The organism is Lentzea sp. NPDC004789, from assembly GCF_053601075.1.
In genome coordinates this window covers 464,468-491,331 of sequence record NZ_JBSGBE010000005.1, presented here as the reverse complement: position 1 = coordinate 491,331, position 26,864 = coordinate 464,468, and the positions used below count along the sequence as shown (strand labels likewise).

At 71.1% G+C, this 26,864-nt stretch carries 13 protein-coding genes; 5 read left to right on the top strand and 8 right to left on the bottom strand.

Annotated features, from left to right (window positions below; all coding sequences use genetic code 11):
- From ACWEIJ_RS15170 to ACWEIJ_RS15160, 3 genes are all read left to right on the top strand, one after another.
- The coding region (locus ACWEIJ_RS15170; protein ID WP_449837758.1) for a non-ribosomal peptide synthetase at positions 1–1,644 on the top strand (1,644 nt) is incomplete at its 5' end.
- Between the two features lie 222 nt (positions 1,645–1,866).
- Positions 1,867–2,976: a Gfo/Idh/MocA family protein gene (locus tag ACWEIJ_RS15165; protein WP_449837757.1), complete on the top strand. Its 1,110-nt coding sequence runs from the start codon at positions 1,867–1,869 to the stop codon at positions 2,974–2,976.
- Positions 2,977–3,097: 121 nt separating this feature from the next.
- Positions 3,098–5,008 carry a condensation domain-containing protein gene (locus ACWEIJ_RS15160; protein ID WP_449837756.1) on the top strand — a complete coding sequence of 637 codons (1,911 nt, stop codon included), beginning with the start codon at positions 3,098–3,100 and terminating at the stop codon, positions 5,006–5,008.
- Between the two features lie 21 nt (positions 5,009–5,029).
- Here ACWEIJ_RS15160 and yicI read toward each other — a convergent pair whose 3' ends face one another.
- Positions 5,030–7,357: an alpha-xylosidase gene (gene yicI, locus ACWEIJ_RS15155; protein ID WP_449837755.1), complete on the bottom strand. Its 2,328-nt coding sequence runs from the start codon at positions 7,355–7,357 to the stop codon at positions 5,030–5,032.
- Between the two features lie 169 nt (positions 7,358–7,526).
- Here yicI and ACWEIJ_RS15150 point away from each other — a divergent pair, with 169 nt between their 5' ends.
- Both ACWEIJ_RS15150 and ACWEIJ_RS15145 read left to right on the top strand, forming a co-directional pair.
- Complete coding sequence (locus ACWEIJ_RS15150; protein WP_449837754.1) at positions 7,527–8,438, top strand: GIY-YIG nuclease family protein; 912 nt, start codon at positions 7,527–7,529, stop codon at positions 8,436–8,438.
- A gap of 114 nt (positions 8,439–8,552) precedes the next feature.
- Entirely contained in the window at positions 8,553–10,469 is a 1,917-nt protein-coding gene (locus ACWEIJ_RS15145) for a PhoX family protein (RefSeq protein ID WP_449837753.1), read from the top strand.
- Between the two features lie 146 nt (positions 10,470–10,615).
- Here the strand turns inward: ACWEIJ_RS15145 and ACWEIJ_RS15140 are convergent, their stop codons facing one another.
- From ACWEIJ_RS15140 to ACWEIJ_RS15110, 7 genes are all read right to left on the bottom strand, one after another.
- On the bottom strand, positions 10,616–11,239 hold the full coding sequence (locus tag ACWEIJ_RS15140) for a hypothetical protein (protein WP_449837752.1): 624 nt from the start codon (positions 11,237–11,239) through the stop codon (positions 10,616–10,618).
- An 89-nt stretch (positions 11,240–11,328) separates the two neighbouring features.
- The gene (locus tag ACWEIJ_RS15135) at positions 11,329–12,642 is read right to left on the bottom strand and encodes a diaminobutyrate--2-oxoglutarate transaminase (RefSeq protein ID WP_449837751.1); all 1,314 of its coding nucleotides are present in this window, start codon (positions 12,640–12,642) and stop codon (positions 11,329–11,331) included.
- Positions 12,643–12,648: 6 nt separating this feature from the next.
- Positions 12,649–20,334, bottom strand: a complete 7,686-nt coding sequence (locus tag ACWEIJ_RS15130; protein WP_449837750.1) for an amino acid adenylation domain-containing protein — start codon at positions 20,332–20,334, stop codon at positions 12,649–12,651.
- Positions 20,265–21,611 (bottom strand): condensation domain-containing protein, encoded by a 1,347-nt coding sequence (locus ACWEIJ_RS15125; protein ID WP_449837749.1) that lies wholly within the window; start codon positions 21,609–21,611, stop codon positions 20,265–20,267. The genes ACWEIJ_RS15130 and ACWEIJ_RS15125 overlap by 70 nt, the downstream gene beginning before the upstream one ends.
- Before the next feature lie 204 nt (positions 21,612–21,815).
- Entirely contained in the window at positions 21,816–23,579 is a 1,764-nt protein-coding gene (locus tag ACWEIJ_RS15120; protein WP_449837748.1) for an ABC transporter ATP-binding protein, read from the bottom strand.
- Positions 23,572–25,416 (bottom strand): ABC transporter ATP-binding protein, encoded by a 1,845-nt coding sequence (locus ACWEIJ_RS15115; RefSeq protein ID WP_449837747.1) that lies wholly within the window; start codon positions 25,414–25,416, stop codon positions 23,572–23,574. Before ACWEIJ_RS15115 ends, ACWEIJ_RS15120 begins: the two co-directional genes overlap by 8 nt.
- Positions 25,413–26,855: an AMP-binding protein gene (locus tag ACWEIJ_RS15110; RefSeq protein WP_449837746.1), complete on the bottom strand. Its 1,443-nt coding sequence runs from the start codon at positions 26,853–26,855 to the stop codon at positions 25,413–25,415. Before ACWEIJ_RS15110 ends, ACWEIJ_RS15115 begins: the two co-directional genes overlap by 4 nt.
- Positions 26,856–26,864 lie beyond the last annotated feature (9 nt).

Below are 26,864 nucleotides of genomic sequence, written 5' to 3'. Positions count from 1 at the left end.
GTCGCGGGTCACTTGCGGAGCTTGGGCGTGGGGCCCGAGGTTCTGGTCGGTTTGTGCGTGGAACGTGGCGTGGAGATGGTGGTGGGGCTGCTCGGGGTGCTGAAGGCAGGGGGTGCGTATGTGCCTCTGGATCCGGAGTATCCGGCGGACCGGCTGGGTTTCGTGTTGGCGGACACCGGCGTTTCGGTGGTGTTGACGCAGCAGCGTCTGGCGGGACGTTTGGGCGCCGAGGCGGGCCGGGAGGTGGTGTGTCTGGATCGTGACTGGCCGGTGATCGAAGCTTCCGCTCCGGTGGCGGCGGGTGCGTCAGGGGTCGATTCGGAGAATCTGGCGTACGTGATTTACACGTCGGGTTCGACCGGCCGGCCGAAAGGCGTGATGATCCAGCACGGCGGGCTCGCCAACTTCGCGCACGAATTGCGCTGGACGCCGAAGCACGACGTTGGCCGTGTCGCACTCAACGCGTCGATCGCCTTCGACCAGTCGCTCGACACATTGCTGTCCCTGTGTCACGGCTGGGAAATCGTGGTGGTGCCGGAAAACGTCCGAATGGCCGCCAGAAGCTTCCTGGCCTGGTTGGAGAAGAACCCGGTCGACGTCCTCGAGTGCACGCCGACGCAGCTGGAACCACTGCTCCGGCAGGGGCTCACCGAGCTGCCGCGAGTGCCGTCGACCTTCCTCGTCAGCGGCGAGGCGATCGACTCCGCACTGTGGAAGACGCTGCACGAGCTGCCCGGCGTCACCGCATGGAACTCGTACGGACCCACCGAATGCACGATCGACACGACGGTGGCCCGGATCAGCGACTCACCGCAGCCGAACATCGGCCGACCGGTTGCGAACATGCGGGTCTACGTCTTGGACGGTTGGTTGCAACCGGTTCCGGCCGGGGTGCCGGGTGAGGTGTTCTTGGGCGGAGTCGGTGTCGGCCGGGGGTATCTCGGTCGGCCGGGCTTGACGGGTGCGCGTTTCGTGCCGGATCCCTTCGGCGAGCCGGGTGGCCGGTTGTACCGGACCGGAGATGTGGGCCGGTTCCGCGCCGATGGCGTGCTCGAATTCTTGGGCCGCGCCGACGAACAGGTGAAGATTCGCGGCCATCGGATCGAACCCGGCGAGATCGAGTCTGTACTGACCGGTTTGCCTGAAGTGGGAGAGGCGGTGGTGATCGCCCGGGACGATGCCGCGGCCGGACGGCGACTCGTGGCGTACCTGGTCGCCTCAGGAACCGGAGTACCGCCGAACACGTCACAATTGCGAACTGCATTGCTGAAGGTCTTACCGGAATACATGGTGCCATCGGCATTCGTGTGGCTGCCGGCCTTGCCGCTCACGGTGAACAGAAAGCTGGACCGACGCGGACTGCCGGCGCCAGTGGAACGTCCCGAGCTGGAGGTGGGGTTCGAGCCCCCGGCTTCCGCGACAGAACAATTGCTGGCGGGCCTGTGGGTGGAACTGCTGGAGGTCGACCGAGTCGGCGTGCACGACAACTTCTTCGAACTCGGCGGCCATTCGCTCCTGGTGATGCAGCTGCTGTGGCGGCTGCAGGAGCACTACCAGATCGACCTTCCGCTGGAACTGCTGTTCGAGGCGGCCACCGTGGCCCAGCTCGCGAAGTCGCTGGACGAGCTGGCCGGTACCGCCTGACCGACGTCTGCTCTTCCGCCCGCGTTCAAGTGCGGAAGTTGTGCGGTTGAACATGGGACGGTCGTTGCGAGCCCCGGCTTCGCCTTGACTGAGCTCGATGCCCGTTGAGATGGTTCCGGCCGGCGCTCAGAATCTCAGCCCAGCGGCGGACCATCCTCGAAACGGTCCACGCCAGATTTTCCTCCTTCTGCTGCCTGTCGATCACACAGGGACGAGACAGCCATGCGAGTAGCGATCGTCGGATGTGGCTATGCCGCCGACTATTACGTGATGACCATGCCGAACCACCCCTCGCTCGAAATAGCCGGCGTGTACGACCGGAATTTCGAGCGCCAGCAGCAGTTCACCAGGTACCACGGTCTCGCCGGGTATTCGTCGTTGCAGGCTCTGCTCGACGACCCCGGCGTCGAGGTGGTCGCCAACATCACCAGCCCCGCGAGCCACGTCGAGGTGACCCGTGCGGCGCTCATGGCCGGAAAGCACGTGTACTCCGAAAAGCCGCTGGCGCTCGACCTCCACGAGGCGATCAGCCTGAAGGAGCTCGCGGCCAGCAAAGGTCTCGTGCTGAGTTCGGCACCCTGCAACCTGCTCGGCCCCTCCATCCAGACGGCTTGGCGCGCGGTCCGCGACGGAGTCATCGGCACGCCGCGGCTCGTCTACGCCGAACTCGACGCGGGAACGATCCTGCACGACTCGCCCCACAAGTGGGTGAGCAACTCCGGCGCCCCGTTCCCGTACGAGGACGAGTTCTCGACCGGATGGACCATCGTGCACGCCGCGTACCACCTCTCCTGGCTCACCGCGGTGTTCGGTCCGGTCGTGCACGCGAACGCCTTCAACGCCGGCGTCAAGCCGGTGGGCGAGTTCCTGACCAACACCGCCGGTCTGCGGACGGACTCAACGGCGCCGTTGCCGCCCGACTTCTCCGTGGCGTGCCTGACCTTCGGCAGTGGCGTGGTGGCGCGGCTGACCTCCAGCATGGCGTTCGCCAGGGATCAGTCGTGCCGCATCGACGGCGACGCGGGCACTCTCCTGCTTGAGGACAGCGGACACTTCGGGTCGCGGGTCACCGTCACCCGGCCGCACGACGAGCCTGTCGTGCTGCCGCTGCTGTCCGACGGCGTCGAACCTCGATGCCACGAGGACTACCGCGGCTACGACTTCGCGCGCGGCATCGCCGACCTGGCGGCGGCCGCCGCCGGTGAAGACCGTTCCCACCTGCCGGTGGACCACGCGCTGCACGTCCTCGAACTCACGCTGTCGATCACGAACGCCGGCGCCGGCGCCACCATCGTGCCCACCACGACGTTCGCGCCCGTACCGGCACCGTGAAGTCACTTCGGTCTCGCGGCGACTCAGAGGTCAGCGGGAACTCGCCGAAAGCGAAGTTCGTGGCCCTGGCCTGACGGTTCAGCGGAGCAGTGCAACGCTCTGCTAAGTCCACTGTGGAGGGATGCCGGTGGCAGGTGCGCCGGAGCGGCGAGGGCCGCTCAACGCCAGCCAGTCGCACGAGTGGTGGAAAGACGTCACCTCGATCGCACGTCAGGTCGTCGACCTCCCCCGGCCGATGTTCCGGGCCGACGTGGTGACCGCCCTGCACGCGATCGTGGCCCGGCACGACGCGCTGCGGACGACCCTGGACTTCGCCGCCGACGGCACCACCGAACAGGTCGTGCACCCGGCGGACGAGCAACGAGTCCGCATCGAGGATCTACCGGGACGAGCCCGGCGCGAGTCCTTCATGAGCGAGGTCTGGCTGCTCAGGCTCTTCGACCACCTGACGGACTTTCCCGCCCGCTTCTGGCTCGTCATCGAGGACGATCTCGTGGTCGAGGTCGTCATGGCCTTCTCGCACGTGGTCATCGACGGACGCGGCATGCAGGTGCTGAGCAAGGAGTTCATCGAGATCCTCAACGCCACCGCCGAGCGTTCGCCATCGGGCCCGGCGAAGCCGGCCGGGTTGCAGCCGCTCGACATCGTGGCGCTCGAACGACAGCCCGGCGCGCAGGCCGCCAGGGACGCGGCGCTGCGTCACTGGTCGCAGAAGTTGCGGGCCGCGCCCAGCCGGATGTTCGACCACGCCGGTCACACCGACATTCCGGTGTACAGCTCCCGCCTGACCTCCCGGACCGCACCCGCCCTCCTCGCCGCCGCCGGGACGCGGTTCCGGACCACGCCCGCCATCCTCTACCTGGCCGCTGTGCACGTGGTGGTCGCGATGCTCTCCGGTCACCACGTGGTCCTGATCAGGTCGCACCACTCCGGTCGCACGGTCCAGTCCGCCGACGTGGTCGGCTGCTTTCACCGGATCCTGTTCACCACCCTGGATCTGTCCGACCGGCCCCGGTTCTCCGAGGTGGTTCGACGCGTTGGCGGGGAAACGCTCGCCGCCCAGCGGCACGGTGTGGTCGACTTCTTCGACCTGCGCGCCGCCGAGGCGCAGGAGGCCGCCCGGCGCGGCACCACGTTCGCCGCCGGCACGACCGTGAACTTCACCATGCGCGACGGTCTCCGCCGACTTTCCGCGACCGGGCCGACCGCCGAGCCGGCCACCGAACTCTGGCTGGAGCAGACGCACTCGTCGAAGGACGCGGTCGGCATGGACGCGTACCTCGCGGCGACGCTCGACCACACCCAGTTGTTCGTCGAAGCGGGGTTCAACGGTGCGGTGTTGCGCACCGATGAGATGGAAACGCTGATGCGCGGCCCGGAGGAGCTGATCCGGCTGGCCGTGCAGGAGCCGGACGTCGACTTCGCCCAGATGATCAGATGCCTGAAGCGGCTGGGCGGGTCCCGTCGCGTGCCGGCCCCGGTCATCGACAGATGTCCGGTGAGCCTGGTCGAGACACGCACAGCTCTCGATCGCCATCCGCGCGTCGCCGCATCGCACGTCCGTGTCGAGTCGCTTCCGGAAGGCAGTCGCCTGGTCGCCTTCGTGGGTGCCCGCGACGATGCGCTCGGCCCGCGGGAACTTCGGGAATTCATCCTGGCCGAGTTGGTGCCGACCTCCGCTCTCGTCTGCCCGCACCACTTTCACGTCTTCGCCGGGGTCCCGAGACACCCCAACGACCCGGCCGCATGGCGTGAACTCCGCCTGCTCGCCACCGGTTCCGGGCGGGACGTCCCACCTCGGGCTCCGGCCGGCGACCAGGAGGAGGCGTTGTGCAGTGCCATGCGCGCCTACAACGCCGGCGCCGCACCGTGGAACATGGCCGCCAGCTATCTCGACGCCGGAGCCTCACTCGCGGTCGTGCCCGCCATCATCCGGCGCCTCGAGGACATGGGACGCGGCGGTGTCGTGCCGGACGACTTCGCGCGCCCCATCCCGCTCTCCCGGCTCGCCGCACTCCTGTCCACGCGATGAGGGACCGAGCCCTCGCCCGATTCACGATCGCAGCGTCAGCCGGCACTCGTCGGTTCCCCCGTCGAGGGTGACCAGTGCACCGAGCGGGCTGATCTCGAGGGAGCCGCCCCGCACCCCGCCGGCGTGCTGGTGCCCGATGAACAGCACGTTCCAGGGCGCGGCCGGCCCCTGCCTCGTCACTCGGACCTCGGCCCCGTCCCGGACGACGTCGAAGGACACGTCGTCCGTCCCGTCCTGGGCCGGCACCTGGACCTGTAGACGGCATCCATCGGCCGGTTCGTAGACGCGCAGGGTGACGCCGTCCGCGTACCGGTAGTCCGGGCGGTCGTCCCGGGATCCCACCGGAATCACCGAGTTCGGCGCGACGAGCAGCGGCACGCGGTCGAAACCACAGGTTTCCCGGATCCATCCAGGACCGGTGATCCGGGCTCCGGTGAGGAAGTCCGTCCAGCTGCCGTCGGGCACGTAGTAGGAGGTCTCGCCGTGTGCGGTGAAGACCGGAGCCACCAGCAGACGGTCGCCCAGCAGATACTGGCGATCCAGGTGTGCACAGGTCGGATCGTCGGGGAACGCCGCGACCATCGGCCGCATCACGGGGACTCCCTCGCGATGTGCCCGGACCGCGAGGCCGTAGAGATACGGCATCAGACGCGCCTTGAGCCGGGTGAACAGGCGCAGCACGTCGACGGACTCCTCGTCGAAGAGCCACGGCACCCGGTAGGTCCAGCTGCCGTGCAGCCGGCTGTGGGAGCAGAGCAGGCCGAACGGCAGCCACCGCTTGAACAGCGCGGGGTCCGGACTGCCTTCGAATCCACCGATGTCCGAGCTCCAGAAACCGAAGCCGGACATCGCCAGTGACAGCCCACCGCGCAGGCTCTCGGCCATCGACTCGAACGTCGACTCGCAGTCGCCGCCCCAGTGCACCGGGAACTGCTGGCCGCCCGCGGTGGCGGAGCGCGCGAACAGCACCGCCTCACCCTCGCCGCGGTGCCGGCGCAGAAGATCGAAGACCGTCCGGTGGTAGAGGTAGCTGTAGAAGTTGTGCATCCGCTCGGGGTCGGCACCATCGTGCCAGACCACGTCGGTGGGAATCTGCTCGCCGAAATCGGTCTTGAAGGCGTCGACGCCCATGTCCAGCAGAGCACGCAGCTTGTCCGCGTACCAGGCGCGGGCGTCCGGATTGGTGAAGTCGACGAGAGCCATTCCCGCCTGCCAGTCATCGGTCTGCCAGACGTCGCCGTCGGGCCGGCGCACGAGGTAGCCGGCTGCGGCACCCTCGGCGAAGAGCTCCGACCGTTCCGCGATGTGCGGGCTGATCCACACGCACGTCCGCAGCCCGCGGCGACGCATCTCGTCCAGCATCGCGCGCGGTCGCGGGAAGGCGACCGGGTCCCAGCGGAAGTCGCACCAGTGGAACTCGCGCATCCAGAAGCAGTCGAAGTGGAACACCGAGAACGGGAGATCCCGTTCCGCCATCTCGTCCACCAGCCCGGTCACGGTCTGCTGGTCGTACGTCGTGATGAACGAGGTGGACAGCCACAGACCGAAGGACCACGCCGGTGGCAGCGCGGGGCGACCCGTCAGGGCGGTGTACTTGCGCAACACGTCGTCGATCGTCGGCCCGTGGACGACCAGGTATTCCAATGACCGCCCGGGCACGCTGAAACGCACCTGCGACAGGACCTCCGAACCGACCTCGAAGGAGACGTTGCCCGGGTGGTTGACGAAAACTCCGTAACCGCGGTTCGTCAGGTAGAAGGGCACGTTCTTGTACGCGAGCTCGCTGCCCGTACCGCCGTCGGCGTTCCAGATGTCCAGGCTCTGCCCGTTTCGGATCAACGGCCCGAACCGCTCGCCGAGGCCGTACACGGTCTCCCCCACTCCGAGGGTGAGACCTTCGTGCACGTAGTGCTCGTTCGCATCGGTCTCGATGATCCCGATCCCGCGACGCCCGCTGCGGGTCAGCACCTCGCCGGCGGCCAGGAACTCCATCCCGAAGTGTTCGCCTCGGTCGAACCGCACGGTGAGGGCACCCGAGCTGAGGCTCGCCTCCCGGTCACCGGAGACGATCCGCGCCTCGGCGGCGGCGTCGCGGTGGAGCGGAAAGCTCGGCAGCCGGGGTCGCTGACCGGCGAAGTGGCTGATCCGCACCGCGATCACGTCCGGTGCCGGCGCCGAGCAGGTGATGGTGACCAGCGGATTGTTGAGCGTGGCGCCGCGGTGGGCGACGCGGCGAGCAGGAGCGTGCACCGTCATCGATCCGGGGTCGACGACCACATCCCGCACGTGCTCCGGATGGATGGCGCGCACGCCGGCGCGCGTGCGCCAGTAGCCGTCGGTGAACTTCATCCGCCAACCTTCCGCTGCGCAGGACGATCAAGTCTCCGGCACGTTGGTCGATGAACCGCCGAAGCCGCAACCATCACCAATGCACGGGTGCGCTGCTGACCCCGGGAACCCGGCACGGCCATACTTGTCCCGTGTTGCCGCTATCGAAGCCGACTCGGCGAGCGCACCGATGACCACGGCGGCACGGGCGGCCGTCGCCGCCCTGCCGAACTCCCCCGGCGTGTACCGCTTCCGCGGCCGCGACCAGAGCGTGTTGTACGTCGGCCGCGCGACGAACCTCAGGCGCCGCGTCGCCTCGTACTGGTCGGACCTGCGCGACCGGGCGCATCTCGCCCCCATGGTGGACCGGATCGCTCGAATCGAGGCGGTCCGGTGCGACTCCGAACACGAGGCGGCCTGGCTGGAGCGAAACCTGCTCGAAGAGCAGCTGCCCGCCGGCAACCGGACCCAGGGGCAGGAGGTCGTCGTCTACCTGCACCTGGACGCCCAACTCTCCGCGCCGCGGCTCAGGGTCGTCCACGCCGCGCCGAGGGCCGGCGGCGACGACCACTTCGGCCCGTATCTCGGCGGTCTCAAGGCGCGCCTGGCCGTCGCCGCCCTGCACCGCGTGCTGCCTCTGGCGTACAGCGGCACCGCCCTCAGCGGCGCCGAGCAGGAGATGGCCGGCAAGTTCGCGATCGACCCGAGTCACCGAAAGCAACTCGTCGAGGCACTCGTCGCCATCCTGCGACGCGAGCCATCGGCCGTCGCGGACATCCGCGCCCGGCTTGACGCACGGCGGGACGACGCCGCCGCGCGACTGGCGTTCGAACTGGCCGGCCGCATCCAGAGCGAGATCGTGGCCCTCGACTGGATCACCTGCCCCCAGCGCGTCACGAGTTCCGAACCCCGCGACTTCGACGTGTACGGCTGGTCCGACGGCGTCCTGGTCGGTTTCCACATCCGCGCGGGGCGCCTCCGGACGTGGACCCAGCGTTCGTGCACGCGCGCGGGCGCGCGCCGGTACCTGGCCGAATCCCCGGCCGACTGGGCCGATTTCGCGAACACCAATGCCGAGCTCGCCGCTCGGCTCGCGCGCTGAGCGCCGGCGTACAACCGCGACGATCGCCAGTCGCACGGCGACGCCGCGGACCGTCGGTGTGCGCCAATGTTGCGCCACTTCAACGTCGAACGCATCGTCCGTAGCCTCTGGCCGATGAACAACGAGCGAACCGGCGAGTCCACAGTGGACAGTGAAGACCGCAGTTCCAATCCGTCGGCCAACCGGGCGTTCAGCAGTGTCCTGGCCGCCCGGATCTCGCGCCGGACGCTGATCCGAGGCGGCGCGATGGCCGCCACCGCGGGATTCCTCGTCACGGCCGGCGAGGAGCCGGCCGCGGCGGCGGACGCCGGGCGGTCACCGGCGGGGCTGCTCGGCTTCGCGGCCGTGGCGGCCAACGCCGACGACGCGCTCACGCTGCCGCCCGGATATCGCGCCGAGGTGATCGTCCCGTGGGGAACGCCGATTCGTTCGACCGGTCCGGCCTGGCGCCCCGACGGCACCAACACCGCGGCCGACCAGGCTCTGCAGGTCGGCATGCATCACGACGGCATGCACTTCTTTCCCCGAGGCGCCGGCAGTCGACGCGGGGTGCTGGTGATCAACCACGAGTACACCGACCGGACTCTCCTGCACGCCGACGGCGACGAGGTCATGACCCGGGAGAAGTCGGACAAGACCCTCGCCGCCCTGGGCGTCAGCGTGCTGGAGATCGCCTTGCACGACGGTCGATGGCGGCTGATCGACTCGCCGCTCAACCGCCGCATCAACGGCACGACCCCGATGGCGTACTCGGGCCCGCTCCCGGGCCACCACCCGGCGCTGCGTGCGGCCGGCCGGCCACGTGGCACGCTCAACAACTGCTCGCAGGGTGTCACGCCGTGGGGCACCTATCTGGCCTGCGAGGAGAACTTCAACATCTACTTCGGCACCGAGGACCCGGCCTGGACACCGCGACCGGAGCAGTCCCGGTACGGCATCTCCCGAACCGGGCAGGGCTATCGGCTGCACCAGGCCGACCCCCGGTTCGACGTGGCGCTCAACCCCAACGAGCCCAACAGGTTCGGCTGGATCGTCGAGATCGACCCGTTCCGCCCCGACAGCACCCCGGTCAAGCGCACCGCGCTGGGCCGGTTCAAGCACGAGGGCGCGACGGTGACCGAGTCACGCGGCCACATCGTGGTCTACAGCGGCGACGACCAGGACGGCGAGTACATCTACAAGTACGTCAGCGCGGCGCCGTGGCGGTCGATGCGCGCCAGGGGCAGGAGCCCTTTGGACGAGGGCACCCTCTACGTGGCGCGGTTCGACGACGGTGGCACGGGACGCTGGTTGCCGCTGCGCTTCGGCGAGGGCCCGCTGACCCCGGCCCGAGGCTGGTCGGACCAGGCCGACGTCCTGCTGCGAACCAGGCAGGCGGCCGACGCGGTCGGCGCCACCGCCCTGGACCGACCGGAGTGGATCGCAGTACGCCCGGCGGACAAGGCCGTCTACGCCTGCCTGTCCAACGGATCCGGATGGGGGCACGAGGTCACACCGCGGACACCCAACCCGTACGGACACATCATCCGGTGGCACGAGACCGGCGCCGACAACACCGCGACGACATTCGCCTGGGACGTGTTCGTCCTCGGCGGCGACCCCGAGTACGACGGCAGCGTGCAACTGGACGAGACGAACCTCTTCGGCTCGCCCGACGGGCTGTGGTTCGACCCCGACGGCCGGCTGTGGATCCAGACCGATGTGTCCAACTACGTGCTCAACGTTCCCGGTGGCGGGCACGAGCGCTTCGGGAACAACGCGATGCTGGCCTGCGACCCGGACACCGGGGAGATCCGCCGGTTCCTCGTCGGCCCGCGAGGGTGTGAGATAACCGGAATCACCATGACGCCCGACCGGCGGACGATGTTCGTCAACATCCAGCACCCCGGCGAGCTGACACCGGCGTGGGGCATCCCGACGCCGCAGAACCCGCGAGCGGTCAGCAACTGGCCCGACTTCGACCCGGCCGGCCGGCCCCGGTCCGCGACGGTGGTCATCCGCAAGGAGGACAACTCCGTGATCGGGACCTGACCGCCCGGTCCCCTCACCCCGCGCCGCGCACCGTTCCGGCCTGCTGGGCCCGCCCGATCGGCAGGCTGAGCACCTCGTCGGCGAGGCGTTCCGCGATCGGGTACCGGCCGGCGGTCGAGTCCCCGGCCCGCACAGGCCGGGCACGCTCATCGGCGTGTCCGTCCGGTGGTGCGGTCCGCGGCGAGCACGAGGGGCACCCCGGCGACCAGAGCCAGCACCAAGGCGCGCGCCACGCGTTCGCCGGACGCGTCGGCGGGCACGAGGACCGAACTGGTGCCGGCCTCGTCGGCCGCCGCGTCGATGAGGTCGGCGTGCGAGTACGTGGATGTCACGGCTCCCGCCGTACCCGACCAGCTCGCCAGCGCGGGATCGGACGGCAGGCACCGCGCCCGCCACGAGGACGGCTGCAGGGCCAGGTCCTCCGGCGGCACGGCCGGCACGTCGCGGTGCAGGACGTGTTCCTCGTCGACGATGTCCTCGGCGTCGCAGACCTGCAGGACCGCACCGATGCGGAGCGCGATGCGGTCCCGGCGGCGATGGTCGGCCTCGGCGACGTGGACGACGTGGTGACCGGCCCACCACGCGCCGAGGGTCACCGCGATGACGTCGGCCGGCCGTCGGAGCGCGACCAGCACCAGAGACCGGTCGCGGTAACCCAGTTCGGCGAAGCCCCGGCCGTAGCGGCGCGCCGTGTCCTCGTACCGGATGTCGTTCGACGGATGTCCGAGCAGGTCGCAAATGGTGCCCGGGGCGGTCTGCGGTAGCGCCATGGTGGGAGCCCTTCTGGTGGAACGGGCCGAGACGGCCCGGCGAGTCCGGTGCCCGGGGCCGGGCGGCGGATGACGAACCACGCGGCTGATCAGCCGCGCTCCGCGGCGACCGCCCGCTGCCCGGTGTACGAGCGACCGGCCTGGCGCAGCGCCCCGGCCAGCAGTTCGACGGCACGATCGAGTTCTCCGTCGGTCACCGTCAACGGTGGACAGAGCTTGAGCACCTCACCGTCGCGCCCGCACGTCTCCACCAGCAGGCCCCGTTCGAACGCGCAGAGTGCGACCAGGTCGGCCACCTCGCGGTTCACGCAGGGAAGGCCGACCAGCAGGCCGCGACCGCGCGGCGGGCCGGCCACACACCCGGCGCCGTCGAGCGCGGCCAGCGCGGCCATCAGCAGCACCGACTTGCGGTCCACCTCGTTGCCGAGCTGATCGGTGCTCCACCACCGGGTCATCCCGAGGCGGCCGGTCACGAAGGCGAGCTGATTGCCGCGGAACGTTCCCGAGTGCTCCCCCGGTGCCCACACGTCCAGGTGCGGCTCGATCAGCACCAGGCTCAGCGGAAGACCCAACCCGCTGATCGACTTCGACAGGCAGATGATGTCGGGCCGCAGGCCCGCCGGCTCGAAGGAGAAGAACGACCCGGTGCGCCCGCACCCCGCCTGGATGTCGTCCACGATCAGCACCGCGCCGGTCCGCCGGCACAGCGCTTGCGCCGCCGCCAGGTATCGCGCCGAGAGCGGCCGCACGCCGCCCTCGCCCTGCACGATTTCGAGGATGAGCGCCGCCGGCGGCCCGTTCGGCCCCTCGAAGGCCGCCGCCAGTTCCACCAGCGCCCGATCGCCGCCGCCTGCGTCCAGTTCATGCGGAACCCTGGTCACCTCGTGCGGATCGAGCGTCGGCAGGCCGTCCCGCCGTGCGATGTCGGACACGGCGAACGAGTCGACCGTCATGCCGTGGTAGGCGCCGGCGAGGGACACCACACGCCGCCGCCCGGTGGCCTTGCGGGCCAGCCGCAGTGCCGCCTCCACCGCGCTGGTCCCGGTCGGCCCGGTGAACTGCACCCGGTGGTTCAGCCCGCGCGGCGCCAGGATCACCTCCGCCAGCGTGCGGACGAATTCGCGCTTGGCGACCGTGGCCGTGTCCAGCCCGTTGATCAGTCCGCCGGAGCGCAGGTAGCCGACCGCGGCCTCCACCAGCTCGGGTGGATTGTGCCCGTAGTTGAGGCTGCCCGCCCCGGCGAAGAAGTCCAGGTACTCCGCCCCGGTCTCGTCGCGGACTCGGGCACCCGCGGCCCGGGCGAAGACCACCGGCCACCGCCGGCTGTAGTAGCGAACCCTCGATTCGAACGCTTCCAGCACGTCCACGCTGCCCCCCGTCGTCACATCTTCCAGTCGTGGCATGTCGCGTCACCACGCCCGCGGGTCCCCCGCCACCAGCCGCGCCAGCGCGGCGCACATCTCGTCAGCCAGCCGCTGAGCCACCGCCTCCGGCACCCGAGCGGGATCGGATCTGAGGCGCAGTCCCAGCGTCGTGTCCGGGTACACCTCGACGGTGAGCGGGAAGTTGTTGCGCCCGGCGCCGTGGCCGCGCTGAATCGACAGAGCCTCGCCGGTGCCGTACCGCCCGCTCTTGTACAGCGGGAAGTTCTGCACGCCGACCGCGGAGTCGAACAGCGCCGTGCCTGGCGGCAGCCCGCCCAGACGCAGCGCCTCGGCGACCGACGAATGTTCGAATCGGCCGATGCCGACCAGCGTCGACTGGACGCCTCTGAGGAGGGCGACCACGTCGCCGTGCCGGGGCAGCCGCACCCGCATCGGCAGTGTCGTGGAGAAGACTCCGACCATTCGGTCCACACCGTCCAACGGCACCGACCGGCCCGACAGAACGACACCGAACACGAGGTCGCGGCCTCCGGTGAGGCGACCGAGCGCGATCGCCCAGGCGGTGTGGGCCAGCGCGCTCAGGGTGACCCGGTGACGCCTGCAGAACACCTCCACGTCCGTGCTGAGCTGAGTGGGCAGCTCCCGCTTGAGGACTCGTTCTTCCTGTCCCGGTTCCGGTGCGGACGCCGCGGGCTGGGCCAGCAGGCTTGCCGACGCGGGCAGGTCGGTGAGCATCGCGCGCCAGAACCGGCCCGCCGCTCCCGGAGTCTGCCGCTGGATCCAGCGCACGTAGTCCCGGTACGGCGGTGCCGGCGGCGCATCCGGACTGCGGCCGGCGACGAGGTCCGCGTACGCCTGGAAGCACTCGGTGAACACCAGGCTGCTGCTCCAGCCGTCCAGCACGGCGTGATGGTTGGTCCAGACCAGATGGTGCAGGTCGTCGCCGAGGCGGACGGCGGTCACCCGGTACAGCGGCGCCGTGCCGAACTCCAAATCGATCCGGCGATCCTCGGCGAGGAAGTCCGCCACTCGGAACGACTCCGCCTGCCCGGTCCGGTCCACGACCGTCATCGGCGGATCCACGTCGCCGTAGACCACCTGGTGCGGCTCGGACATGCGCTGCCATCGGATGGCGGTGCGCAGGACGGCGTGCCGGCCCGCCACGACCGCCAGCGCCCGCCGGAACACCTCCGGCTGGAACCGTCCGCGCACGGTGAAGCTGGTCTGGTTGAGGTACATCCCCTCGGCCGGGCTGTAGAGCGAGTGGAAGAGCATCCCTTGCTGGGTGAGCGTGAGGGGATACACGTCGCACACGCCCGGCTCCGAGGCGACCTGGTCGAGCTGATCCCGGGTCAGCGCCGCCAGCGGGAAGCGGCCCGGCGCCGGTCGACCGGCCGTGCGGCGGGCCATCCCGTCGGCCACCGCGGCACGGAGCCGTCCGGCGAAGTCCGCGCAGAGTCGCTGAACCGTCGCCTCCCGGTAGCGGCCGGCCGGGTAGATCCACCTGATCCGCAGGCGGCCGGACTCGACTTCGCACACCACCTCCAGCGTCTGGGGCGAGGTGGATTCGCCGAGCTGAACGGGCCGAAAGCCGGCCGCGGCCGGATCGTCGTGGAAGGTGAAGCCGACGGCGCCCGCGGCGACGCCCGCCAATCGTGCGCGCACATCCGGATCGGGCGAGAGGTGGCGCAGGGCGCCGTACGTCAGGCCACGTCTGGGCACCCGGCTCAGCTCCCTGCGCACCGCGTTCACCGTCGCGGTGAAGTCCCGCCCGGTGGCGCGCAGCTGCACCGGATAGGCCGTGGTCAGCGCCCCCACCGTCCGGGCCACGTCAACCTCGGGGAACGACGTTTCGCGGCCGTCCGCCCGAAGGTGGACGCGGAGGGCGTCCACCCGCGTCTCGGCCGCGATCGTCAAGGTCAGGGCCGCAAGCATCAGTTCCGCGGCGGTGGCCGCGTGCCAGTCGGGCACGGCGCCCATCAGCGCCGCGGTCTCCTCCGCCGTCAGCTCCGCCGCCGCCACGGCCGGCGCGTCTTCCGCGCGTTCCGGGCCGTCTGGGGACAGTCCCGGCCACGGGTCGTCGTCCATCGTGAGCCAGTAGTCGGCGTCGATGCGGGCCGGGCCGGACTCCGCGTACTGCCTGAGACGGTCGGCCCAGTAGCGGTAGGAGGTCGCCGGCACGGGCAGGGCAGCGTCTTCGCCGGCGGCGGGTTGCCCCCACCAGGCACCGAGATCCTCCGCGATGATCTGCCAGGACCTCCGGTCGACCAGCCGCCGGTCGGCTGCGAGCACCAGGTGGGCGGAGCTCGACGGCATCCGCACGAGGACTGCCCGGACCAGCGGGCAGTTCGCCGCGGTCGGGTTTGCGACGATGTCCGCCGCCAGCTCCTCGGCGACGTGGCGGAGCGTCGACGGCAATTCCGCGCGATCGCCGGCAGAACGGACCGCCAGCGGCAGCGGACAGGCGGCCGGCACGAGCAGTCGTCCGCCGTCCGCCGACGGGCCGGCCCGCAAGAGATCGTGCCGCCCGGCGATCTCGTCGAGAGCGGCCCGCACCGTCCGCTCCTCGATGTCCGGGGACAGCTCGACGACGACGGCCTGGACCGGTCCACCGGCGGCGGGATCGTGGGACTCCAGCTGGGCCGGCGTCAGCGCGACCACGCCGGTGGCCGTTCCCCGCACGGCGCTCTGCGGCGCGGCGCCATCCGCGATCCTGGCCAGTTCGGCGACGGTCTGGAACTCGAACAACTGCCTCGGCAGCAGCCACAGGCCGGCGTCGCGGGCCTGGGAGACGACCTGGATGCTGAGGATCGAGTCGCCACCGAGCTCGAAGAAGTTGTCGTGGATCCCGATGTCGTCGAGGCCCAGGACGTCGGCCCAGATCGCGGCCAGCACCTCCTCGGTCGGCCCGCTCGGCGCGACGTACTCGGTGGCCAGCTCTGGACGCTGGTCCGGCGCGGGCAGCGCCAGCCGATCGAGCTTGCCGTTCGGGGTCAGCGGCAGGGCAGGCAGGACGACGAACGCGGACGGCACCATGTACTCCGGCAGCCGGTGCCGCAGGTGGGTTCGCAACGCGCCTGGGCCGGGCAACGTCGCGGAGTCCCGTCCCACCAGGTACGCCACCAGCCGCGGGCCGCCCGGCTGGTCGTCGCGGGCGACCACGACGGCCTCGGTCACCTCCGGGTGCGCCACCAGCGCCCCCTCGATCTCGGCCGGCTCCACCCGATGCCCGCGGATCTTGACCTGCTGGTCCAACCGTCCGAGGAACTCGACGCTCCCGTCCGGGCGCCGCCGGCCCAGATCGCCGGTGCGGTACATCCGCCGCCCGGGCCCGATCGCGAACGGGTCGGGCAGGAAGCGCCGCGCGGTCAGCCCGGGCAGGCCGTGATAGCCGCGGGCCAGCCCGATCCCGCCGATGTAGATCTCCCCCACCACCGCGGCGGGCACCGGGTTCAGGTGCGGGTCCAGCACGTACAGGCCGGTGTTCGCGATGGGCTCGCCGATCACGACGGGCCCCGCTGCCTCGGCCACCAGGCCCGCCGTCGACCACACGGTGGTCTCGGTCGGCCCGTAGACGTTCCAGAGGTCGCTGTCCGGGCCGGTCAACGCCCGCGCCAGGTCCACCGGCAGCGCCTCTCCCCCGCACAATCGGGTGCGCAGCCCCGCCGGCACGCCGACCGATCCGGTCAGCATCCGCCAGGTCGCAGGCGTCGCCTGCATGATGGTGCCGGCCGACGAGGAGACCAACGCGTGCAGCGCGACCGGGTCGGTGGTCTGGCCGGACCGAGCGAGAACCAACCGGCCACCGGTCAGCAGCGGCAACAGCAGTTCCAGCACCGAGATGTCGAAGGAAAGGGTGGTCACCGCCACCAGCGTGTCGTCCGGCCCCGGCCGCAGCGAACCGGCGAACGACGTCAACAGGTTCACCACCGACTCGTGGGTGACCTGCACCCCCTTGGGCCGACCGGTCGAGCCCGATGTGTAGATCACGTACGCCAGGTTCTCCGGGCGTGCTGCCGCAGCATCGCCCGGACGGTCTGGCAGGGCGACGGGGCCGGCGTCCAGGTACATCACACGTGCGTCGCCGGCTGGAAGGTCGACGGGCAGCGCCCGCTGGGTGACCACGACCGGCGCCGCGCTGTCGGCCAGTGCCTGAGCCAGCCGGTGCGCCGGAAACGCCGGATCCAGCGGAACGTAGGCGCCACCGGCCTTCCACACGCCCAGCACCGCGACGACCAGGTCGACATCGCGCTCCACGCACACCCCGACCAGCACCTCCGGGCCGACGCCCAGCCGCCGCAGCCGGTGGGCCACCCGATCGGCCTCGAGGTCCAGTTCCGCGTACGTCAGTGACCGGTCGCCCGAGACGACGGCCACCGCGTCCGGTGTCCGGAGCGCCTGCTCGGCCACCAGCTCGTGCGCGCACCGCGGCTGGATCTGGACAACCGGCCCGTGCACCGCGGGCCCGGACGGAGGCGCCTGCGCGATGGCGAGGGTCTCGATCGACTGCCCGGGCTCGGCCACCACCGCCTGCAGGACGGTCTCGTACAGCGTCTGGAAATGCCGGACGGCGGCGGCGTCGAACAGATCGGTGCTGTACTCCCAGCTGCCGCTCAGCCCGGTCGCCGACTCGTTGATCGCCAGGGTGAGGTCGAACTTCGAGCTCTGCCGGCTGACCCCGAACGGCGTAGCCGCGAGCCCGGAGAAGCTCTCGCTCAGCACTCCGCGCTCCAGCTGGTGGCTGAACGACACCTGGAACAGCGGCGGGCGGCTGGTGTCCCGATCCACACCCAGCTCGTCGATGACCCGGTCGAAGGGGACGTCGGAGTTCTCGATCGCCGCGACGGAGATGTCCCGCACGTGCCGCACCAGCTCGGTGAACGTGGGTTCGCCGGACAGGTCGATGCGCAGGGTCACCATGTTGACGAAGCAGCCGACGACCTCGTCCAGGCCCGTCCCCTGGCGGTTCACCACCGGCGAGCCGACCGCGATGTCGGTCTGCCCGCAGGCGCGGCGGAGCAGGACGGCGAAGGCCGCCAAGGCGACGACGTTCGTGGTCGCTCCGGCTTTGCGGGCCAGCGCGCGGAGCCCGGCGGCCACCGCGGGGTCGATCACGAAGGTCTCCGCGGCCCCGGCTCCGGAGCGCAGGCGGGGCCGGGAGCGCGCACCGGGCAGGTCGAGTGCGGGCAGTCCGGCCAGCCGCTCCTGCCAGTAGCCGAGCTGACCGCGCAACGCACCGGAATGCACCCGCTGCCGCTGCCACACCGCGTAGTCGGCGTACTGGACCGGCAGCTCGGGCCGCTCGGCCGGCCGCCCCAGACAGGCCGCGGAATACGCCCTGGCCAGCTCGGACAACAGCAACCCGACGGACTCGCCGTCCACTGCGATGTGGTGAACCGTCAGCACCAGCACGTGGTCGTCCGGCCCGGCGCGGAGCAGCCGGGCCCGCAGCGGTGGCTCCTCGGCCAGGTCGAAGGGCCGAGCCGCCTCAGCGGACGCGAGCCGACGGAGCCCGGCCTCATCGGCGGGCACGTCGACAGTCGTCAGCACGCCTCGGAGCTCGCGCAGCACGACCTGCTGCGGCCGGCCTCCGCTGACCGGGAAGACGGTGCGCAGCACCGCTTGCCGTTCGATCACGGAATCCAGCGCCGCTTCCAGGTGCCCGACGTGCAGCGGACCGCGCAGGCGCAACGCCACCGGAACGTTGTACTCGGCCGAATCCGGCTGAAGCTGGTGCAGGAACCACAGCCGTTGCTGCGCGAACGACAACGGATATGGCCCCGGCGTCCCGACAGGCGGCACCTCGTGGTCGGCGTGCCGCTCGGCGCTCTCCACCGCAGCGGCGAACTCGCCCAGGGTGGGCTGCTCGAACACGGTGCGGAACGGAATCGTCACGCCGAACCCGTGGCGCAGCCGCCCGTCCAGCCGCATCGCCGACAGCGAATGCCCGCCGAGCTCGAAGAAGTTGTCGTGCACGCCGACCCGGTCCACACCCAGCAGATCCGCCCACAATCCGGCGACCATCCGCTCGGTGTCGGTACGCGGTGCCACGAACTCGACCGCGAGTTCCGGACGCTCCACCGGCGGCGCCGGCAGAGCCTGCCGGTCCAGCTTTCCGTTCGCCGTCAGCGGCAGCGCCGGCAACCACACGAAAGCCGACGGCACCATGAACTCGGGCAGCAACCGCGACAACGCCGCCCGCAGCGCCGACGCGGTCGGCGCCGCCCCGCCGCCCGGTGCCTCCAGGTAGGCCACCAGATGCCGGTCCCCACCGTCGTCGCGGGCGACCACGACCGCCTTGGCGATCTCGGGCAACGCCACCAGCGCCGACTCGATCTCGCCCGGCTCGATCCGATGGCCTCGGACCTTGACCTGCTCGTCCACCCGGCCGAGGAACTCCACCGCACCATCGCCGCGCAACCGGCCGACATCGCCGGTCCGGTACAACCGCCCACCCGGCTCATCGCCGAAGGGGTCGGGCACGAACCGCGACGCGGTGAGACCGGGGCGTCGCAGATATCCCCGCGCCAGGCCCACCCCGCCCAGGCAGATCTCGCCCGCCACTCCGGGCGGAACAGGCTCGAGCCGGTCGTCCACGATCAACACGCGCATGTTCGTGATCGGCCGCCCGATGGGCACCGGAGCGCTCGGGTCGGCACCGCGTGCGCAATGCCACGCGGTCACGTCGATCGACGCCTCCGTCGGGCCGTAGAGGTTGTGCAGTTCGGCGTCGAACCTGTCGTGGAACCCGCGCACCGTCGAAGCGGGCAGTGCTTCGCCGCTGGCCAGGACTCGGATCAGCGACGGACAGCCGCCGTCCACCACCCTGATGAACTGCTCCAGCATCGACGGCACGAAATGCGCCGTAGTCACACCGAACCGGTCGATCGCCGCCGCCACCCGCTCCGGGTCGCGGTGCTCACCCGGCGCCATCATCGCCAGCCGGGCGCCGACCGCCAGCGGCCAGAAGAACTCCCAGACGGACACGTCGAACGAGTACGGCGTCTTCTGCAACACCACGTCCGAGGCGTCCAGCCCGTACTCGGACTGCGCCCACCGGATCCTGTTCAGCAGACCGCCGTGCGTGATGACCACGCCCTTGGGACGGCCGGTCGACCCGGACGTGTAGATCACATATGCCACGTTGTCCGGACCCGCGCCCGGCCCACCCGGCGGCACCGGCCCACCGTCCGGCCACTGCCCCTCGCGATCCAGGCACAACGTCGCCACGCCCGTCCCCACCGGCAACCGGTCCGCCAGGTGCCTCTGCGTCAGCACCACCGGCACCTCGGTGTCCGCCAGCACGAAAGCCAGACGATCCGAGGGGAAATCCGGATCGAGGGGTACGTACCCACCGCCCGCCTTCAACACCCCGAGCAGGCCGACCACCATCTCCACGCCGCGCTCCGCGGACAGGCCCACCAACGTCTCCGGGCCCACCCCCAAAGCCCGGAGACGCGCCGCCACCAGGTCAGCGCGCCGGTTCAGCTCCGAATACGACAACGACACGCCCGCAGACACCAGAGCCGTCGCATCCGGGCACCGCGACACCGCGGCCTCGAACCACTCGTGCACACCACCAGCCGGCACCGCGGCCCCGGTCTCGCCCAGATCGGCCGGACAGCCCGGAATCTCGACGTTCATCGGGTTCCACTCCGCATCGCGGTCCGGTGGGCGGGCACGGCGCCGGACGCCAGTCGCAGCAGCCACGCCGCCACGTCCCGGCCCAGGGCCTCCGCCCCGTCCGGCCGCCACAGGTCCGCCCGGTAGGTGATCCGGAATCTCAGCGGCAGCGCCGGCGGGCTCGTCAGCACCTCCAGATGCAGGTCGCTGATGCAGCCCGCCTCGGATTCCCAGACCAGGCACGGGCCGCTGCGACGGCCGTCGGCGAGGTCGCTGCGCAGCACCAGGTCGGAGTCCAGCCGTCCTGCGATGTCCTGGTTGAAGGCGACTGTCACCTTCGGCGCCCGGTTGAGGATCTGACCGTCTCCGGCGTGCCGGCCGTCTTGCTGGAACGGCCCGGTCTGCTGGCGCATCGCCCTGGACAGCACCGATGCGGCCGCCCGGATCGTCGCGTCCCCGTCGGGACGCACCGGCATCCGCAGCCGCAGCACACAGAGGTTGACCAGCGATCCGACCAACGCCCGGCGGGCGGCGGTGCCGCGGTCGGCGAGGGGCGCCTGCAGCAGCAGATCCCGCTGACCGGTCGCGTCGGTCAGCGCGCTGGCGAACGCGGCCAGGATCACGGCCGATCCGGACCCACCGGCCTGGCGGGCGCGCGCTTCCAGGTCGGCCGTGGAACATCCGGGGACCTCGAAGGTGAGGGCCGGGAACCGGCCCATCCGGGCACCCGGATGCCAGGGCTGGAACTGATAGGGCAGCTCGAGTGGCTGCGCGTCACGCAGTTCGCCGGCCCAGAACGCCAGGTGCCGCTCCAGCCGCTCGCCGCACATCGTCTGCCGCAACTCACGGGCGTAGGCGCCGAACGAACCCGCCGGAGCGCCCGGCTGGGCCCGCTCGCCGCGCACCAGTGCCGCGTAGTGCCCGTAGAAGTCCTTGGCGATGAGCGAAGCCGACCAGCCGTCGACGAACACGTGGTGCAGATGCAGGACCACCCTGGGCGGGTCCGACTGTTCGTCGACGGAGAAGCTGAACGGCGTCCGGCCGGCCGCGGTCGACGGGCCGATCACGCCGTACGCCCGGAGGTCCGCGCCGGCAGGCAGCTGTTGCACCGCACGCACCCGGGCGGTCACCTGCGACTCCGGAACGCCTGGCACGACGGACATCCGCAGCGCGTCGCGGGCCCGCACGATGCGGGTCAGCGCGGCGACGACCAGCGACGGGCTGAGCCCGTCCCGCATCGGCAGGCGCAACGGGAACACCAGCGTCTCCGGGCTGCTCATCTGCTCGACCAGCCTGAGCTGCTCCTGGCCGAAGGTGAGCGGATCGCCTCCGCTCTCACGTGACTCGCGGGCACCGGGTCGCATCGGGCGTACCACCTCCAGGGTGTCGGGCTCGCGCCGGCCTGCACCGTGAACCCCGCGGCGGCCCGGACGCGGCTTCGCCGGATGGCGGCTGTGCGTGGGCGCTTTCGGGAAGCCCTGCGCGCTGATCGATTCTGTCCCAGCCCGAAAACGCGCGGTAGCGTTCACAAAACGCCCACCAACTGGCGCTTTTCCGCAGTTGCACAGCTACCGGTAGGCGCGTGCCTGCAGGCCGAACAGCTCGGCATAGGTGCCGCCGAGTTCCATCAGTTCGTCGTGGCTGCCCTGCTCGACGACCCGGCCCCGATCGAACACGAGGATCAGATCGGTCATCCGGACGGTGGAGAACCGGTGCGACACGAGCACGGTGATTCCGCCGACGCCCCCGGCCCCGCGCCGGGTCGCCTCCCGGTACCGCTCGAACAGGGCGTGCTCGGTATCGGGGTCCAGCGACGCGGTCGGCTCATCCAGCACCAGCAGCAGCGGGTGCTCGCGCATCATCCCGCGGGCGACGGCCAGCTGTTGCCACTGGCCGCCCGACACCTCCACACCGCCGGTCCAGGCACGGCCGAGCTGCTGGCTCAGGGGCAGGTCGATCGTGGCCCCGGCACGGGTGAGGGCGGCGCGCACCGCGGTGTCCTCGTCGAGACGTTCCAGGTCGCCGACGCCGACCGACTCACCGACGGTGAACTCCAGCCTGGCGAAGTCCTGGAACGCGCCGGACACGGCGCCGTGCCACCGGTGCGCGTTCAGCTCGGCCAGGTCCACGCCGTCCACGGTGATCCGGCCGCTGGTCGGCTGGTACAGGCCCAGCAGCAGTTTGACGGCCGTCGTCTTGCCGGCGCCGTTGTCCCCGACGATGCCCACCGTCGCGCCGGCCGGCAGTTTGACGCTCAGGTCGTGCAGGACTTCTTCGTCGGTGCCCGGGTAGGTGAACGACACCCGTTCGAACTCGATGCCGCGGGCCAGGCGATCCGGCGGCACTCCGGCGCCGGTCCGGTGGCGCCGGGCGAACTCCAGCAACCACGCGTAGCGGCCGGCCATGGCGAGGGTCTGGGACAGTTCCCGGACCAGACCCACCGCGCCGGACACGTAACCCTGCACGACACCGGCGACGGTGATCGCCAGAACCACGTCGCCGGGGGTGGCCTGGCCACGCGCGGCGCGGACCACGACCAGCGCGATGCCGCCCGCCCAGGCCGCGGTGAACAGCAGCCAGGCAGCGGCCGAGATCAAGCCGGCGCGCAGGTCGGCCGCGAACAGCTCGCGTCTGGTCTTCTCACTCACCTGGTCGAACCGCGAGGCGATCTCGTCGCGGAGCCGGAAGATCCGGACCTCCTTGCCGAACAGAGGCATCGTGGCCACCTTGAACAGGTGCGTGGCCTTGCGGGCGTCCTCCGCGGTTCGCTCCACGGCGGCGTCGCGGAGTCGCTCCGCGCGCACCGACGCGACGAACAGCGGGACACCGAACAACGGCAGCAGCAGCAGGACGGGATCGGCGCCGGCCAGGAGGTACAGCGCGGAGCCCGCGCCGATGAAGAAGGACGCGTTCGACACCGCGGTCCACACCGCACCTATGAGCAGCCGGGAATTGGTCCGCACCACTTCCAGCCGGTCGGCGAAGTCGGGCCGCTCGTGCGGTTCCAGCGTGGGGATCGACGCCACCAGCTGCATGACGTCCTGCTCGAACAGGCGCATCGCGCGTTCGGACACCGTCGTCTGCAGGGGCACCATGATGCCGTACGTGGAGAACATCGCCGTGATCATCGCGGCGAGAACGGCGGTGCCGAGCCCGGCTCGGATCCAGTCGCCGGCCAGGGTGCCGTCGGCGACGAGCTTGAGGGCGAACGCGTTGACGGACGGCTGAAGCGCGAGCGAGACGCTGCACAGGACGATCACCGCGACCCGCCAGCCGCCGGCCCGCACCGCCAGCCGGGCACCCAGCCAGATCACCCGGAGTCGATCACTCATCGACGAACCTCTCCGCCTGCAGCCGGAACATCCGGGCGTACGACCCCCCGAGAGCGATCAGTTCGTCGTGGTCGCCGTCCTCGACGACCCTGCCGCCGTCCAAGACGCAGATGCGATCAGCGCGGCGGACCGTGGCGAAGCGGTGCGAGACGAGGATGGTCGTCGTGCCGGCGGTCAGGTCCAGGAACCGGTCGTAGAACTCGGCCTCGGCGCGCACGTCGAGGTTGGCGGTGGGCTCGTCCAGGACCAGCACCCTGGCTCCACCGCGCACCGCCAGCAGCGCGCGGGCCAGCGCGATCCGCTGCCATTGACCGCCGGACAGGTCCGCTCCGCCCGAGTAGTTGCGCGACAGGTACGAGTCCCAGCCACCCGGCATCCGCCGGATCGCGTCGAGAATTCCGGCCCGTTCGGCGGCTTCGTCCAGCGCCGCGGCGTCCTCGGCGAGATCCAGCGCCCCGAAGCCCACGTTGTCCTTGGCGCTGAGCTCGTACCGCGCGAAGTCCTGGAAGATGACGGCGAGCTGCCGGCGCCACCGCTCCGGGTCGATCTCGCGCAGGTCGGTGTCGCCGATCCGGATCGCCCCGGCGGTCGGCTCGTAGAGCCGGGCCAGCAGCTTGATGATCGTGGTCTTGCCCGCCCCGTTGGCGCCGACCAGGGCGAGCGTGCTGCCGGCGGCGACGGTCAGGTCCAAGGTCTCGATCACGGTGTGGTCGGTGCCGGGGTAGCGGAAGCCGACCCCCTCGAACCGGATGTCACCGTTCGGCGGGGTCTTCCGTCGCGACTCCGCCACCGCCGGACCGGCCGCGGCCACCCGCGACTCGAGTTTCAGCAACGGCGGCAGGGTCAGACAGCCGTACCGGATCGGGAAGTCGGCGTTGGGCAGGAAACCCCCGAGCCCGACGATGGCCGTCAACGCGCCGCCGAGGACGACCGCCTGGGCGGCACCCAGCTCACCCGACGTCAGGCCCAGCACGATCGGGACGGCCGCCAGCGCGGCCAGGACCAGCACGGCGAGGTCGACCGCGAGCATCCGCCACCCGAGGCGCCCACGCCGCTTCCACACCGGGACCATCGCGGCCGTCCAGGCACTGTCGTGCCGGCCGACCAGCCAGCCGCCGAGGCCGAACAGGCGGCTCTCCTTCGCGGTCTCCGGTCGCAACGCGACATCCCGCAGGTACTCGGAACGCCGGAGACCGGACACGTCACCGCTGAGGGCCTCGGCGGTCTGGAACCAGCTCGCCAGGATCTGCCGGCGGATCACCATCGCCGCGACCGCCACGCCGAGTCCCAGCCACCAGCGGTACTGGGCGAGCAGCAGCACCGAGCCGATCGCGCCGACCTTGAGGGTGATCAGGCTCAGGTAGCCGCGAGCGCCGTTGCCCGGCCCCTGCCCGGGAGAGGCGATCCCCTCCGCCTCGGAGATCAGGTCACGGGTGGCCGGATCCTCCAGGTGGGTCACTCCGTGCGGTGCGGACAGGCAGGCCACCATGCGGCGGCGGAAGTGCAGGTCGATGCGGCGGGTCAGCTCACCGGTCAACGGCTCGGCCACGGCGGGCAGCACCGTCCGGAGGCCCGCCACGACGATCAGGAAGGCCAGCGCCGGCCACAGCACAGCACGGTCGGTGGTCAGTCCGTGCACCACCGATCCCATCGCCAGGAACTGCACCGGGCCCGCGAGGCCGAGCACGATCGCGAGCACCAGGACCGTTCCCGCCAGCCCCGGTCCGGCCCGCCAGGACGCCCGCCACAGCTCGGGAACGGCCCGGTCGGTGGAGTGGCGGCCGATGCCCAGCCGTCGCAGCGCCGCACCCGCCCCGGACGTGTCCGCCCGCGTCACGTCAGTCCTTTCGCGACCATCGAGCGGGCCCCTGCGCGGTCCGGCTTGCCCGCGGGTGTCCGGGGCACGGCGTCGATCCACCGGACCGACCGCGGCACCGATCCGCCGCGCATGCCGCTCGACCGGCAGTCGAGGATGACGTCGCGCGCCGAGACGTCGGCGCCGGGTTGCCGGACCACCCACGCCTCCAGCACGGAGCCGAGCATCGGATGCGGCCGCGCCACGACGATGCAGTCCGCCACGGCCGGGTGGGCCTCGATGCACGCCTCCACGATCTGAGGATCGACGACCTCGCTGCCGACGTGGATGCGGTCCTCCTCCCGTCCGGTGAGGAAGAGCCGACCGGCGGCGTCGAGGTAACCGCGGTCGCTGGTGCGCACGCCGTCTGCGGGAAATGGCCGGACGACGGCGCCGTCGCGGTACCCGATGGCCATCAACGCGCCCGCGACGATCAGCCGGCCGACCGAGTGGCCGGCGTCTCCGGCGACGTTGTCGTCGGGTGTGCTTTCGACGGACAGCCGGACCCCCGGCAGTGGCCGGCCGGCACCGGCGCGCACCGACTCCACGTCGTCGCCGTCGTTGAAGGTCACGGTGCCGAGCTCGCTGCCGCAGTAGAAGCTGCGCACGACGGCGCCCCAGCGCGCGTGCATCCGATCGAAGCGGTCGGCCGGGAGAGCGGACGAGCTCGACAGCCACCAGCGGACCGGCGGGCGCCGCAGGCCGGTCGACGACGTCCGGCTCAGGATCTCGTAGGTCTCCGGCACCGCGTAGACGATGGACGGATTCGCCGACAGCAGCGCGGATGTCGCGTCCAGGGCGCCGGCGCGGGCTCCGAGCACAGCGGTGGCGCCGCCCACCGCCGCGGCCAGTGTCACCGTGGCGATGACGCCCGGCAGCCCGTGCGAGAGAGAGGTCCAGATCCGGTCGCCCGGACCGACGTCCATGGCGTGCGCCAGCGCCCACCCGTTCGCGACCAGGCCCATGTGGCTGTTGACGACGCATCGGGGCACTCCGGTGCTCCCGGAGGTCAGCACGTCCAGCGCCGCGTCGGCCGGACTGCATCGCGGCGCTCCGCGCACGGGAGCGCCCACCAGGTCCCGGGCGGCCCGTTGGGGCACGCCGGAAGGCTCGCCGCCGAGGCTGTCGACCACCTCGACCCCGACGTGCAGCAGTCCCGCCTGCTGAGCGCGGTCCAAGGGGCTGTCACCGCGCGGGAACGCCACGCGCAGTCCCATCCACCAGGCGCCCATCGCCACCTCGAGCGCGGTGGCCGGGTCGGCGACGCTCACCAGAACCCCGGTTCCGGGCGGATACGCGGCGAATCCCGCGGCGTACCCGCGCCCGGCCTCGGTGATCTCCTCGCCGCTGACCGCACCACGTCCGGTCTCCATCACGAAGCCACTCGTGGAGACGAGGTCGGGTATCGACGCGACAAGCATCAGCACACC

What these genes read in the sequence shown, in the direction of transcription:
- ACWEIJ_RS15165 (WP_449837757.1), top strand. Translation starts at nt 1,867, where the DNA reads ATGCGAGTAGCGATCGTCGGATGTGGCTATGCCGCCGACTATTACGTG.
- ACWEIJ_RS15160 (WP_449837756.1), top strand. Translation starts at nt 3,098, where the DNA reads ATGCCGGTGGCAGGTGCGCCGGAGCGGCGAGGGCCGCTCAACGCCAGC.
- yicI (WP_449837755.1), bottom strand. Translation starts at nt 7,357, where the DNA reads ATGAAGTTCACCGACGGCTACTGGCGCACGCGCGCCGGCGTGCGCGCC.
- ACWEIJ_RS15150 (WP_449837754.1), top strand. Translation starts at nt 7,527, where the DNA reads ATGACCACGGCGGCACGGGCGGCCGTCGCCGCCCTGCCGAACTCCCCC.
- ACWEIJ_RS15145 (WP_449837753.1), top strand. Translation starts at nt 8,553, where the DNA reads ATGAACAACGAGCGAACCGGCGAGTCCACAGTGGACAGTGAAGACCGC.
- ACWEIJ_RS15140 (WP_449837752.1), bottom strand. Translation starts at nt 11,239, where the DNA reads ATGGCGCTACCGCAGACCGCCCCGGGCACCATTTGCGACCTGCTCGGA.
- ACWEIJ_RS15135 (WP_449837751.1), bottom strand. Translation starts at nt 12,642, where the DNA reads ATGCCACGACTGGAAGATGTGACGACGGGGGGCAGCGTGGACGTGCTG.
- ACWEIJ_RS15125 (WP_449837749.1), bottom strand. Translation starts at nt 21,611, where the DNA reads ATGCGACCCGGTGCCCGCGAGTCACGTGAGAGCGGAGGCGATCCGCTC.
- ACWEIJ_RS15120 (WP_449837748.1), bottom strand. Translation starts at nt 23,579, where the DNA reads ATGAGTGATCGACTCCGGGTGATCTGGCTGGGTGCCCGGCTGGCGGTG.
- ACWEIJ_RS15110 (WP_449837746.1), bottom strand. Translation starts at nt 26,855, where the DNA reads ATGCTTGTCGCGTCGATACCCGACCTCGTCTCCACGAGTGGCTTCGTG.